Raw genomic sequence first — 14,823 nt, forward strand, 5'->3', positions numbered from 1 at the left:
GGCCGGTCCGGCACTGGGGGAGGTGTCACCGCCCCGCTGGGTTGCCCAGCAGTCGGGAGAGGTCGTCGTCCACGGTGAGGTAACGCCCGGACAGGGAGTCCGCCTCGCCCGCGAGGAGGCGGATGAGCGTGGCGGCCGACCGCTCGGGGTCGGCGAACCGTCCCGCGTCCCGTTCGGACATCATCCACGAGGTGACCTCGTCGCTCCACCGCTCGCCGGTGAACCCCAGGTCGAGCTGCTTCTGCGTGATGCCGAGATTCACCAGCCCCGGGTGGTAGCTGAACACGCTGGTTCCGGTGTCCGCCAGTTCGATGGCCAGGTTCTCCCCGAGCTTGATCACCGCCGCCTTCGACACCGAGTATCCGGAGACGTTGGGCCAGCGGTGCTTGCCCGCCGCACTGACGATGTTGACGATGCGTCCGCCGCCACCTTGGATCATGGTGGGCAGGACCGCGCGGCAGGCGGCGGCGGTGCCACGGAGGTTGACCTCCATCGCGTGCCACCACTCGTCGTCATCGGTCTCCCACAGCGGGCCCGCGGGACCGGTCACCCCCGCGTTGTTCACCAGCGCGTCGATCGCGCCGAACCTCTCGGTGGCCTGGGCGACGAGCCGGGGCAGCGCCGTGCGGTCGCTCAGGTCGAGAGGCAGGCTCAGGGCGTCGGTTCCCCGCTCCTCCAGTGCGGCGGTGAGTTCGCCGAGTCGGCCGGCGTCCCGTCCGGTGAGCACCACATTGGCCCCCGCCGCCCCGATGGCCTTGGCGTACAGCCGTCCCAGAGCGCCGGTGGCTCCGGTCAGCACGACCGTGCGGCCCTCGAGGGGGCGCGAGGCCGCCGGGGCCTCGGGGGCGCCCGCCTCCGCCACGAACGTCGCTCGCGGGAGCACTTCCGCCGGGCGCGGCCGCACGGGCTCCGCCACGGCCGGCCGAGGGGCCGGCTGCTCGGGTTCGCCCAGCTCGGTGTGCAGGTACCGCGCCAGCGCCTCGGGTGAGGGGTGGTCGAAGACGAGGGTGGCGGTGAGGGTTCGGCCGGCCAGCTTCTCGATCCGGTTCCGCAGCTCGAGCGCGGTCAGTGAGTCGAAGCCGATCTCGGAGAAGGCGCGGTCGGGCTCCACCTCGCTCGGATCGGCGTGTCCCAGTACGGCCGCCACCTCTTCCGCGATCACCTGCTGCAACAGCTGGACGCGCGCGTCCGCGTCCAGGCCGGCCAGCCGCTCGGGAAGTGACTTAGCACCGCCGGCACCGGCCACCGGGACGATCGCGTCCGAGGTGAACACGTTGTGCGGGTCCGCGTCCGCCGGGACCGTGTCCGCCGCGCGCCTTTGGTGTTCGCGCAGCAACGGCGTGAGGGCGGTCGGATCGCCGCAGGACAGCCGGCTGGTGTCCAGCCGCACGGGGAAGAGGACCGGGTTCTGGGCGGTCAGGGCCGCGTCGAAGGCCTTCAGCGCGTCCTCGGTGGCCAGCGGAAGGATTCCCAGCCGGGCCAGCCGACGCAGATCCCCCTCGTCGAGGTGGCCGCTCAGTTCGCTGCGTTCGGCCCACAGGCCCCAGCCGAGGGACAGTGCCGCGTGGCCCGCCGCGCGCCGCCGTTGCACCATGGCGTCGACACAGGCGTTGCTCGCCGCGTAGTTGGCCTGCCCGGCGTTGCCCCACCAGCCGGCCGCCGACGAGCAGACGACGAACCAGTCGAGCCCGAGATCGCGGGTGAGGCCGTCGAGGTGGGACACGGCGTCCAGCTTGGCCGGCAGCACCGCCTCCAGTGCCTCGGGGGTGAGTCCGCGGAACATGCCGTCACGTGTCGCGCCGGCCGCGTGGATGACGCCCCGCAGCGGAAGGTCCGCCGGTATCCGGGAGAGCACCCCGGCCACCTGTTCCCGGTCAGTGACGTCGCAGGCTTCGACCGTGACCGAGGCGCCCAGCCCCCGCAGCTCCTCGGCCAGCCCCACCACCGCGGGGGACCGCTCGCCGCTTCGGCTGAGCAGGATCACGTGGCCCACGCCGTAGGCGGTGACCGCGTGCCGTGACAGGGCCGAGCCCACCACCCCGCCGGCGCCCGTGACCAGCAGGGAGCCGGACCCCCACCGAGTGCCGTCGGCCTGCGGGAGCGCGGCCCCCGCCGCCTGCCGGGCGTCGCTCACGGGCGCCGCGGTGATCAACCGGGGAGCGTACGCCTGGCCGTAGCGGACCGCCAGTTGCGGCTCCTCGCCCAGCGGCAGTGCCGTCAGGTGGTCAGCCGCCCGGGGGGCGTCGAGGTCGACCAGCGCGAACTGTCCGGGATGTTCGGTCTGCGCCGTGCGCAGCATGCCCCAGACGGCGGCCTGCGCGGGATCGACCGGCTCCGCCGGCTCTCCCGTGACCACCGCGCCGTGGGTGATCACCACCAGCCGGTCGTGCGTGTTCCGCTCGGCGGCCACCCATGCCTGGGCCTCCGCCATGACGGCACCGAGCGCCGCGCGGACCCGCACCGGGTCCGTGGTGTCCTCGCCGAGGCATTCCAGGGCGCGGACGTGCAGGCCCCTCGCCCTCATCCGGGCGACGGTCTCCGCGGCCCGCGGGTCCCCGGTGAGGACCAGGTGACTGCGGGTCGGAGCGGTCCCCGCCGTGGGCGCCGGCGGCACCGGCACCCACTCCACCTCGAAGAGACAGTCCGGTGACGTGGCCGCCGAAGTCCCCAGCGTCTCCAGTTCGAACGGACGGAGGGTGAGGTTGTCGGCCGTCGCCACCACGGTGCCGTCCGGGTCCCAGGCGGTGAAGGCCACGGCGTTCTCACCGGTCGGGGTCAGCCGGACCCGCAGCTGTGCGGCGCCGGGCCGGTGGATCTCCAGACCCGACCAGGAGAACGGCAGCCTCAGTCCGTCGCCGGGCAGCACGCCGGGCAGCACCAGCGCGTGGAGCGCGGCATCCAGCAGGGCGGGGTGCAGCAGATGCGTCGCCGCGTCCTGTGCCGTGGGCTCGGGCAGGACGACCTCGGCGTAGATCTCGCGCTCACCGCGCCGCACGGAGCGCAGGCCCCGGAAGGCGGTGCCGTACGTCAGGCCCTGGCGGGCGAGGCCGGGATAGACGTCCGTGAGGTCGGCCGCCATCGTCGCGGCGGGTGGCCAGACCGGCATCGCACCGGCCGTCCGGACCGCATCGGCCGATCGTGCCGCGAGCCTGCCCACCGCGTTGTCGGTCCACGGCACGTCGTCCCCGGACCCGGTGGGCCTGGAGTGCACCTGGACCTCACGCACGCCCTGGCGGTCGGCCGGCGACACGTACACCTGGACGTCGATCCCGGCGCCGGCGGGCACCACCATCGGTGCGCGCAGGACGAGTTCCGCGACCCGTTCCGAACCGGTCTGCCGTCCGGCCCTGCCGAGCATCTCCAAGATGGCGGTACTCGGTACCACCACGGTGTCGCCCACCTGGTGTTCCGGCAGCCACGCGAGGTTCGCGGCGGACAGTTCGCCGCGCAGCACCACACCGCCGTGGGCGAGGCGGACGACGGTGTCCAGCAGCGGATACCCCGTCGGAGCGCCACCCGGGACGCCATGGGCCGGTGCGGCGGGCGCCGGGTCGAGCCAGAACCGCTCGCGCTGGAAGGCGTAGGTGGGCAGATCCACCGGCGGCCGCGCGTCCGCCGGCACCTCGAGCACGGTGTCCCACCGTACGGCGGCACCCTGCACGAACAGGCGGGCCGCCGCTTCGAGGACCGACCTGCCCTCCGGACGGCCCTTGCGGAGCAGCGGGACGAGCGTGGCCTCGGCGGACCTGCTCAGGCACTCCGGGACCAGGGCGGACAGTGTGGTGCCCGAGCCCAGTTCGACGAAGGTCCGCACCCCCTCGGTCTCCAGGGCGCGCACCCCGTCGTGGAACCGTACGGCCTCGCGGACGTGCCGCACCCAGTACTCGGCGGAGGTGAAATCACCGGGCCCGGCCGGAGCACCGGTGAGCGTGGAGACCAGCGGGATGCGCGGTGCGCCGAAGGAGATGCCCGACACCACCTCGCGGAACCGGTCGAGCATCGGCTCCATGAGGGGCGAGTGGAAGGCGTGGCTCACGCGCAGCGCACGCGTCCTGCGGCCGCGTCGCTCCAGTTCCCGGACGGCCTCGGCCACCTGGGCGCCCTCACCGGAGAGCACCGTCGCCATGGGTCCGTTGACGGCGGCGACGCCGACGGCCGCACTGCCCGCCAGCAGGGGGCCGACCTCGTCCTCGGACGCCTGGACCGCCACCATGGCGCCGCCCTCGGGCAGTTCCGCCATCAGCCGGCCGCGGGCCGCGACCAGGGCCGCGGCGTCCGGGAGCGACAGGACACCGGACACGTGTGCCGCGGCGATCTCCCCCACCGAGTGGCCCGCCAGGCAGGCCGGGCGCACCCCCCAGGAGGTGAGCAGGTGGTGCAGGGCGACCTGGAAGGCGAAGAGGCAGGGCTGCGCGTAGTCGGTCCGGTCCAGCAGCGCCGCCGCGTCCGGATCGTCGGCGTCGGCGAACAGCACGTCCGCCGGGGAACGGCCGAGGTGGGGTTCCAGGGCGGCGCTCACCGTGTCGAACGCCTCGGCGTACGCGGGGAACGCCCGGTACAGTTCCCGGCCCATCCCCACGCGCTGGCTGCCCTGACCGGCGAACAGGAACGCGGTCTTGCGCGCCCGGCGGGTGGCGTCCGCCGTGACGACGCCCGGGTGCTCGGCGCCCTGCGCGGCGGCGGCGAGGCCCGCCAGCAGGGCGGTCCGGTCGGTGCCGAGCACGACCGCGCGGCGCCGGAACACCGAGCGGTTCGCGGCCAGTGCCACCCCGATGTCCGCGGCGGACACCTCCGGCCGGTCACCGGCGAAGCGGAGCAGCCGGGCCGCCTGGGCCGTGAGAGCGGCGGGGGTCTTACCGCTCAGCACCCACGGCGTCACACCCGCCGCGGGGGCGGCCGGGACGAAGCGCTCCGCCTCGGCCGCGGCCGGCTGTTCGAGGATGATGTGAGCGTTGGTGCCGCTGATGCCGAAGGAGGACACCGCGGCCCGGCGTGGCCGGTCCTCCGCCGCCCAGGCGCGCTGCTCGGTCAGCAACCGCACCGCTCCCCCGCTCCAGTCCACGTGTGGCGAGGGGTTCTCGGCGTGCAGGGTACGCGGCATGACACCGTGCCGCATCGCCATCACCATCTTGATGATGCCGCCGACCCCGGCCGCCGCCTGCGTGTGCCCGATGTTGGACTTGAGGGAACCCAGCCACAGCGGTCGGGGCCGTTCCCGGCCGTAGGTGGCCAGCAGCGCCTGTGCCTCGATCGGGTCGCCCAGAGCGGTGCCCGTTCCGTGTGCCTCGATCACGTCGATGTCGTCGGGGGACAGCCCCGCGTTGTCCAGGGCCTGCCGGATGACGCGCTGTTGCGAGGGGCCGCTCGGCGCGGTCAGACCGTTCGAGGCGCCGTCCTGGTTCACGGCCGAGCCGCGCACCACGGCGAGGACCTGGTGGCCGTTGCGCCTGGCCCGGGACAGCCGTTCGACGACCAGGACACCGGCGCCTTCGGCCCATCCGGTGCCGTCCGCGTCCGCGGAGAACGCCTTGCAGCGCCCGTCCGCGGCCAGCGCCCGCTGCCGGCTGAAGTCGATGAAGGTGCGGGGAGTGGACATCACGGTCACGCCGCCCACCAGCGCCAGCGAGCACTCGCCCTGACGCAGCGCCTGGCTCGCCAGGTGGAGGGCGACCAGCGAGGACGAGCACGCGGTGTCCACGGAGACGGCGGGCCCTTCCAGACCGAGAACGTAGGACACCCGGCCGGACAGCACACTGCCCAGGCTCCCGTTCTGGAGGTAGCCCTCCATGCCGTCCGGAATCTCCTGGAGGCGGGAGCCGTAGTCGTGGTACATCACACCGGCGAACACACCGGTCGGCGAGCCCTTGAGCGCCCGCGGATCGATGCCCGCGTGTTCCAGCGCCTCCCAGGACGTCTCCAGCATGAGCCGCTGCTGCGGATCGGTGGCACGTGCCTCACGCGGCGAGATGCCGAAGAAGTCCGCGTCGAACCAGGCGGCGTCGTGCAGGAAGCCACCGGCGCGGGCATAGCTCGTGCCGGGCTGGTCCGGGTCGTCGGAGAAGAGCGTCTCGAGGTTCCAGCCACGGTCGGTGGGGAAGTCGGAGACGCCGTCGACGCCGCCGGCCACGAGGTTCCACAGGCCGTCGGGGTCCGTGACACCGCCGGGGTACCGGCAGGCCATGCCGACGACCACGATCGGATCGTCCGTCTCCTCCGGGATGGCCACGGGGACGGATTCCGGAGCCGGTTCCGCGTTCGCGTCTGTGGTGTCCGGCACGGCATCGGCCTCCGCGAGGGCTTCCGCCAGGTGGTCCACGACCGCGGGCGGTGTCGGGTGATCGAACAGCAGGGTCGGGGAGAGCTGGAGTCCGGTGGCCGCGCTCAGGTGGTTGCGCAGCTCCAGCATCATCAGCGAGTCGAAGCCCAGCGCCGAGAAGGACTCGGGCAACTGGTCCTCACGGAGACCGTCACGGCCCAGAACGGTCGCCGTCCGCGACCGCACCAGATCCATCAGGTCCTCGTGCCGCTGCTCCGCGGTGCGGACCGGCGGGATGGCGGCCGCGGCGCCCTGGGCCGCTCGGTCCGCCGTACCCGCCCGGTCCGCCGTGGTGACGGTGTTGTCCGCGCGGGTGCGTACCGGCCGTCCGGGCAGCGGTGTACGGGGCGCGAGGAACGGCGGCAGGGTCCGGGCGTCCGAGCCCGGCAGGTCCTGCGTGCCCAGGCGGACCGGTGCGAGGACCGGTTCGCCCAGCCCGAGGGCCGCGTCGAAGGCGCGCAGCGCGTCGGCGGTGGACAGCGGTTCGATCCCGACCCGCGACATCCGCCGGATATCCGCGTCCTGAAGGTGCCCGGAAAGCTCGCTGCGCTCCTCCCACAGTCCCCACACCAGGGAGAGGGCACGGTGGCCGGCCCGGTGCCGGCCCAGCATCAGGGCGTCGAGGCACGCGTTGGCCGCCGCGTAGTTCGCCTGACCGGCGGTGCCCCACCAGCCCGCGACCGAGGAGCACACCACGAACCAGTCCAGGTTCAGTCCCCGTGTGCAGTCGTCGAGGATCGAGACGGCGTCCGCCTTGGCGGTCAGGACCGCGTCCAGCCCCTCCGGCGTGAGCGTCTCCACGACGCGGTCCGCGACACTGCCCGCGGCGTGGATGACACCCGCGAGCGGGCGGGTCGCGGGAACGGCGGCCAGAACCGCCTCGACCTGTGCGCGGTCGGAGACGTCGCAGGCCGCGACGGTGACCGTGGCTCCCAGTCCGCGCAGTTCGGCGGCGAGTTCGGCGACGCCCGGACCGGCCTCACCTCGCCGGCTGGCGAGCACCACATGGCCGATCCCGCGGGTGGCGACGGCATGCCGGGTGAGCGCGGAGCCCACGATCCCGCCGGCGCCGGTGACCAGGACCGACGACGTCGCCCAGCGGGTGTCCGGACCGGCGTCCGGGCCGGCCGAGGTGTTGCCGCCGTCGCCCGCCGCCGACGCGCCGGGGTCAGTGGCCGGCCGGAGCACCGGTACGAGCAACTGACCGGCGCGTACGGCGATCTGGACCGTCCCCGCTCCGAACGACTCGACGGCGGCGGGCAGCGCTTCCGCGCCGTCGGTCTCCTCGTCCAGGTCGACGAGTCCCACCAGGCCGGGGTGCTCGGTCTGCACCGTGCGCACCAGGCCCCAGATGGCGGCGTGGACCGGGTCGACGTGGGTGGGGTCGGAACCGGCCGCGCACGCCCGGCGCGTGATCACCACCAGGCGGTCGTCCGGTGCCCGGGTCCCGGCCAGCCAGGACTGGATCTCCGCGAGGGCCGCGCGCAGCCCCGCACGCACCCGCTCGGGTGCCGTCCCGGCGTCGAGGCCCTCGAGGCGCACCGTGCCGCTCGCGCCGCCGGCCGTCAGGCGGTCGGCGGCGGACGCCGCGACCGGCCCGTCGCCGACCACCAGGTACCGGTGCGTCGCGGGCACCTGACCGGAAGCGACCGCGGCCGGGGCCGGGGCCGACGGTTCCCAGACCATGCGGTACAGGGGCACCCGGTCCATGGCGAGGATCCGCCGCAGCTGGTCCCGTGGCGTGGGCCGCAGGACCACGCCGGCTTCGGCGACGAGCCGGTTCCGCACGTCCCGGGCCACCAGACGGACGGTGTCCGGCCCCTCCTGCCGCAGGCGCACCCGCAGCGCGGAGGCGCCGGAGGTGTGGCGGCGCACGGTGGACCAGGAGAACGGCAGCCGCGGGCAACGCGCGTCGGGCAGCAGTTCGCCGACCGCCGGCGGGTGCAGCACGGCGTCCAGCAGCGCGGGGTGCAGGAGGTACGCGTCGGATCGCGCCGCCGCCGGGTCGGGCAGCCGCACCTCCACGAACAGGTCGTCCCCGGAGCGCCACACGTCCCGCACACCGCGGAAGGCCGGCCCGTACGTCAGGCCACGGCGGTCCAGTTCCGCGTAGTAACCGTCCACGTTCAGCCGCTCCGCGCCCGTCGGCGGCCATTGGGCGGGCGGCTCGTCGCGGGTGACGCCGGTCGGTGTCACGGCGAGGGTGCCCGTGGCGTGGCGGGTCCACCCCTCCGTCCCGGAGGCCGACGCGAACACCTCCACCTGGGCGATGCCGGAGGCGTCGGTCGAGGACACCCGGACCTGGAGGTCGACCGGCTGGTCGGCGGGCACGACCAGGGGTGCCAGCAGCAGCAGTTCCGTGACCTCGGCGTGGCCGGTCTCCTCGGCGGCGCGGGCCACCGCCTCCAGGAGCGCGGTTCCGGGCACCACGACGGTGCCCTCCACCCGGTGGTCGGGCAGCCAGGGGAGATGGCGGGGGCTGAGCCGTCCGGTCAGTACGGTTCCGTCGACACCGGGCACGGCAGCCGCCAGCAGCGGGTGCCGCAGCGCGGTCAGACCGGCGGAGCCGAGGTCTGGTTCCCCGGCGGGTGGCTCCAGCCAGAAGCGTTCCCGCTGGAACGCGTAGGTCGGAAGGTCGACGTCGTCCGTCGCCGCTCCGGCGAAGTAGGCCGTCCAGTCCACCTCGACCCCTGCGGCGTGGAGCCGCCCGGCGGTGAAGGCGAGCGATGCCGTCTCGGACCGATTGCGGTGCAGGGCCGGCAGGATCAGCCGCTCGGCGTCGTCCAGGGTCTCCCGGGCCATGGCGGTCAGCACCCCTCCCGGTCCCAGCTCCACGAAGCGGGTGACGCCCTGTTCGCGCAGCTGCCGGATGCCGTCGGCGAAGCGCACCGTGCCCCGGACGTGGTCGGCCCAGTGGTCCGGGCTGCCGAGCTGTTCGGCGGTGGCGATCCGTCCGGTCAGGTTCGACACCACGGGAAGGGACGGCTCGTCGAAGGTGAGGGTCTCCGCCACCGTGCGGAAGTCGTCCAGCATGGGTGTCATCAGGGGCGAGTGGAAGGCGTGGCTCACGGCCAGCCGGGTCACCTTGCGCCCGCGCGCCTGCCAATCGGAGGCCAGCGCGAGCACCTCCGCCTCGCGGCCGGAGAGGACGACGGACTCGGGGCCGTTGACGGCGGCGACGCTCACCACGTCGGTGCGGCCGTCGAGGAGCGGGAGGACCTCGTCCTCCCGTGCCTGGACCGCGACCATGGCTCCGTCGGAGGGCAGCCGCTGCATCAGCCGGCCGCGCGCGCTCACCAGGAGCGCCGCCTGCGGCAGTGACAGCGCGCCCGACACATGTGCGGCGGTCAGCTCGCCGACCGAGTGGCCGATGAGGTAGTCGGGCCGGACACCCCAGGACTCGAACGTCCGGTACAGCGCCACCTCCAGGGCGAACAGGGCCGCCTGGGTGTATACCGTGCGGTCCAGGGTCTCCTTCTCCTCGCCCCAGACGATGTCGCGCACCGGCTGGTCGAGGTGCCGGTCCAGTTCCTCGGTCACGGCGTCGAAGGCCGCGGCGAACACGGGGTTGGCCGCGTGCAGTTCGCGGCCCATGCCCAGGAACTGCGCGCCCTGGCCGGTGAACATGAACGCCAGCTTGCCGTCCGGGGTGGCGTGGTCCCGTTCGGCAGCGGCGGTGGCACGGCCGTCGGCCACCGCCCGCACCGCGCCCAGCAGGGCCTCGGTGTCCGCACCGACGGCCACCGCGCGGTACGGGAAGGCCGTACGCCGCGTCGCCAGCGCGTGGGCGATGTCCGCGGGCCGCAGTTCCGGCCGTTCCTCGACGTAGGAGAGCAGCGACCGGGCCTGGGCGGTCAGTGCGGCCGGGGACTTGCCGCTGATCACCCACGGCACCGCGACGGGGTGCCGGTCGGCGGACTCGCCTGCCACGGGCTCGTCCCCGGCGGGCCGTTCGAGGGACTCCGCGAGGGGCTGCTCGAGGATGACGTGGGCGTTGGTGCCGCTGATGCCGAAGGAGGACACCGCCGCCCGCCGCACCCGGTCGACCCGCGGCCAGGGCTGTTCCTCGGTCAGCAGCCGGACGGCGCCGGCGGACCAGTCGACATGAGTGGACGGCTGCCCCACGTGCAGTGTCCTCGGCAGCACCCCGTGCCGCATCGCCATGACCATCTTGATGACGCCCGCGATCCCCGCCGCGGCCTGCGTGTGGCCGATGTTCGACTTCAAGGACCCCAGCCACAGGGGACGGTCGGCGTCATGCTCCTGGCCGTAGGTGGCCAGCAGGGCCTGCGCCTCGATCGGGTCGCCCAGCGTGGTGCCGGTGCCGTGTGCCTCGACCGCGTCGACATCGCCGCCACCGAGACCGGCGGCGGCCAGGGCCTGGCGTATGACGCTCTGCTGTGCGGGGCCGTTCGGCGCGGTCAGGCCGTTGGAGGCGCCGTCCTGGTTGACCGCGGAGCCCCGCAGCACCGCCAGGACACGATGCCCCTCGCGCCTCGCTCGCGACAGCTTCTCGACGGCCAGGACGGCGACGCCCTCCGACCACCCGGTCCCGTCCGCGGCGTCGGAGAAGGCCTTGCAGCGCCCGTCCGCGGCGAGTGCCCGCTGGCGGCCGAAGGCGGTGAACATGCCGGGCGTACTCATGACCGTCACCCCGGACGCGAGCGCGAGGGAGCACTCGCCCCGGTGCAGCGCCTGGGCGGCGAGGTGCAGAGCCACGAGGGACGAGGAGCACGCCGTGTCCACGGTGAGGGCGGGGCCCTCCAGACCCAGCGTGTAGGCCACGCGTCCGGACACCACGCTGCCGGCGAGACCGGTGAGGAGATGTCCGGCGACCTGGTCGGGTCCCTCGTGCAGCCGCGGGCCGTAGTCCCCCGCCATGGCTCCGGCGAAGACGCCCGTACGGCTCCCCACCAGGGTTTCGGGCCGTATCCCGGCCGCCTCCAGCGCCTCCCAGGACGCCTCCAGCAGCAAGCGCTGCTGCGGGTCCATCGCGAGGGCCTCACGGGGCGAGATGCCGAAGAACTCCGCGTCGAAATCGGCCGCGTCGGGCAGGAATCCCCCGCGTCGCAGCGGGCCGTCCCCGGCGGGTTCCGGCATGTCCCAGTGGCGGTCGGTGGGGTACTCGCCGATGGCGTCCGTCCCGTCGAGCACCAGGCGCCAGAGCTCCTCGGGGGACCGGACGCCGCCGGGGAAGCGGCAGCTCATGCCGACCACGACCACCGGGTCATCGGACGCGGACCCTTCCGCGCCGCCGGTGGCCCCGGTAACGGCGGTGGCCGTCCCCGACCGCAGGGCGTCGACACGCCGCGCCAGGCGGGCCGGGGTGGGGTGGTCGAAGACCGCGCTGGACGGCAGCTTCAGCCCGGTGACGGCGTTCAGCCGGTTGCGCAGCTCGACGGCCATGATCGAGTCGAAGCCGTGTTCCTTGAAGGACCGGTCCACCCGCACGTCCGCCGCGTCCGTGCGCAGCACCGTGGCGGTCTGCCCCCGGACCAGGTCCAGTGAGCTGACGTCCGCATCGGTCCGGGACGCCTCCGGCGGCGCCGGGAGGTGTTCCGCCGGCAGCGCGGGACGGGCCGGTGTGTCCCCGCCGGTGGCGGGCGGCGCGGCGAGCCACAGCCGCCGTCGCTGGAAGGCGTACGTCGGCAGGTCGCCCGCGGGCACCGGTACACCGCCGTCGGCGAGCAGCGCAGGCCACCGCACGGGCGCGCCGGCCACGTATGCCTCCGCCAGGGAGGTGCAGAAACGTTCCGCTCCGCCGTCGTCACGCCGGAGGGAGCCGGTCACCGTGACGCCGTCCACCGCGGCCTCGTCCGCCGTGTCGGCGATGGCGGCGGCCAGAACGGGGTGGGAGCTGCACTCGACATAGCTGGTGAGACCCTGCCGCAGCAGGTTCCGCACCGCTTCCGCGAACCGCACCGGCTGGCGGAGGTTGCGCGCCCAGTACTCGGCGTCGAGCCCGCTCCCGTCCAGCCAGTCGCAGTCCACCGTCGAGTAGAAGGGCACCCGCGCCCGCGTCGGCGCGATGTCCGAGAGCAGATCGACGAGTTCGGCGCGCACCGCGTCCACCTGGGCGCTGTGCGAGGCGTAGTCCACGGCGAGCCGGCGCACCTTCGTGTCGGAGCGCCTCCATTCCGCCTCCAGAGCCTCGACGGCCCGCGGGTCCCCGGCCACCACGGTGGCATTCGGGCCGTTGACCACGGCGACCGAAACCCCGGAGTACGCCTTGAGCCGGGCCCGGACCGCCTCCTCGGGAAGTCCGACCGACAGCATGGCGCCGTGGCCCGCCAGCCGCTCACCGATCAGCCGGCTGCGCAGGGCCACCGTCCTGGCCGCGTCCTCCGGCGTCAGCGCACCGGCGACGGTGGCGGCGGCGATCTCCCCCTGGGAGTGGCCCACGACGGCGCTGGGCGCGACACCGGCCGCCTCCCACATGGCCGCGAGCGAGACCATGACCGCCCATGAGGCGGGCTGCACGACATCGACCTTCTCCAGGCCCTGCCCGGTGCGCAGGACCTCAGGCAGGGACCAGTCCACATGGGGGGCGAGCGCCTGGCCACAACGCTCCACCCAGGAGGCGAAGACCGGCGAGTGTTCCAGGAGTTCGGCACCCATGCCAGCCCACTGGGCGCCCTGGCCGGGGAAGACGAAGACCTGACGGGTGTCCCGGGCGGGGTCCGCGTGTCCGAGCACCACATGGGGCTCCGGCAGGGCACTTTCCAGGCCGGCCAGCCCGCTCCGCAGGCCGGCCCGATCCGAGGCCAGGACGACGGCCCGGTGCGGGAAGACCGTGCGGCTGCGCAGGAGGGAGCCGGACATCCCCGGCAGGTCCAGGTCGGGCCGCTGCTTCACGAACGCCGCGAGACCGGCCGCCTGTCCCCGCAGCGCCGCCGCGCTCTTCGCGCTGAGTACGACGGGTGTCGGTGCGCCGGCCGGCGTCAGGACCCGGGCGGGCGCGTCCGCTTCATCGGCCGGCTCGGCCGCCTCGGCGGGCGCGGTCGGCTCGGTGGGTGGCGGGCCGGCCAGCACGACGTGGCAGTTGGTTCCCCCGATACCGAAGGAGCTCACCCCGGCCAGCCGTTCATGCGGCGGCTTCCCCCAGTCGCCCAGCTCCGTCTGGACCCGCAAGCCGAGTTCCGCCAGCGGAATCCGGGGGTTGGGGCTCCGGTGGTTCAGGCTCGGCGGGAGCTGGCCGTGCTGGATCGCGAGAACCGCCTTGAGCAACCCGGCGATTCCGGCCGCGCCTTCCAGATGACCGATGTTGGTCTTGACCGATCCGACGGCGAGGGGCGCGTCAACCGGGCGTCCGGCACCGGTCACCGCTCCGAGTGCGCTCGCCTCGATCGGATCGCCCACCTTGGTACCGGTGCCGTGCAGTTCCACGTACTGGACCTCGGACGGCGCGACCTTCGCCCGCTGGTAGGCCGAGCGCAGTACGGCCTCCTGGGCGGCGGCGTCCGGCCTGGTCAGACCGTCGCTCATGCCGTCGTTGTTCACCGCGCTGCCGCGGATCACGCAGTACACGTGGTCACCGTCGGCCAGCGCCCGGGACAGGGGCTTGAGCACGACCAGACCGCCGCCTTCGCCCCGGACGTAACCGTTCGCCCGGTCGTCGAAGGTGTAGCAGCGTCCGTCCGGTGACAGACCGCCGAACGCGGCGGCGACGGCCGTGCTGTCCGGGGCGAGGTTCAGGTGCACACCGCCGGCCAGTGCCGTACCGCATTCGCCGGAGCGCAGGCTCTCGCAGGCCAGGTGGACGGCGACCAGTGAGGAGGACTGTGCCGAGTCCACGGTGAGACTGGGCCCGCGCAGACCCAGCACATGCGAGACCCGGTTGGCGATGAGCCCCCTGCTGAGCCCGGTCATGGTGTGGTGGTCGACCGCGGCCGGGCCCTGCCGCCCCGTGAGCGTCAGGTAGTCGCTCTGGATCGTCCCGAAGAACACCCCCACGTCCGCACCGCTCAGCGTCCCGGGCACGATGCCGGCGTTCTCCAGGGCCTCCCAGCCCAGTTCGAGCATCAGCCGCTGCTGGGGGTCCATGGCGGTGGCCTCACGCGGGGAGATCCCGAAGAAATCGGCGTCGAAGTGCCCGGTGTTCTCGACATAACCGCCCCAGCGGGAACCCGCACCGCCATCGGCTTCTGGCCGTCGGTCGGAGGGAGTCTCGGTGATGGCGGAACCCGCATGGCTGAGCAGCTCCCAGAACGCCTGGGGAGAAGCGGCCCGGGGGAGTCTGCACGACAGGCCGATGACGGCTATCTCATCGGGCGAAGCAGATCCCATGGGGGGAGTTTTCATGCGCTGTGCCTGTCTTTTGCTGTTCGAGTGAGGGTTGTGGGGGGAATGCGGGTCCGTCGAACCCAGGGAAGCAGGTAAGGATCGGGAATTCATGCGGCGGACTCCGATGACGAAACAACGGAACAAGAAACAACGGAAGACGAAGCGATGGAAGGTGAAGCGGCGGCGACGAAAAGACGTCACCCGCCCTCCCTTCCACGCACGCA

General features: G+C 73.7%; 1 protein-coding gene. It reads right to left on the reverse strand.

Annotated elements, in window-relative coordinates:
* Positions 1-25 precede the first annotated feature (25 nt).
* A complete protein-coding gene (locus N6H00_RS03805; protein ID WP_268970100.1) occupies positions 26-14,602 on the reverse strand; it encodes a type I polyketide synthase in 14,577 nt (4,858 codons plus the stop codon).
* Positions 14,603-14,823 lie beyond the last annotated feature (221 nt).

It is taken from the genome of Streptomyces sp. S465, assembly GCF_026898115.1.
Taxonomy (GTDB): Bacteria; Actinomycetota; Actinomycetes; order Streptomycetales; family Streptomycetaceae; genus Streptomyces; species Streptomyces luomodiensis.

Bases quoted from the DNA above. Each gene is read 5' to 3' on its own strand.
- N6H00_RS03805 (WP_268970100.1), bottom strand. From the start codon at position 14,602: ATGGGATCTGCTTCGCCCGATGAGATAGCCGTCATCGGCCTGTCGTGC.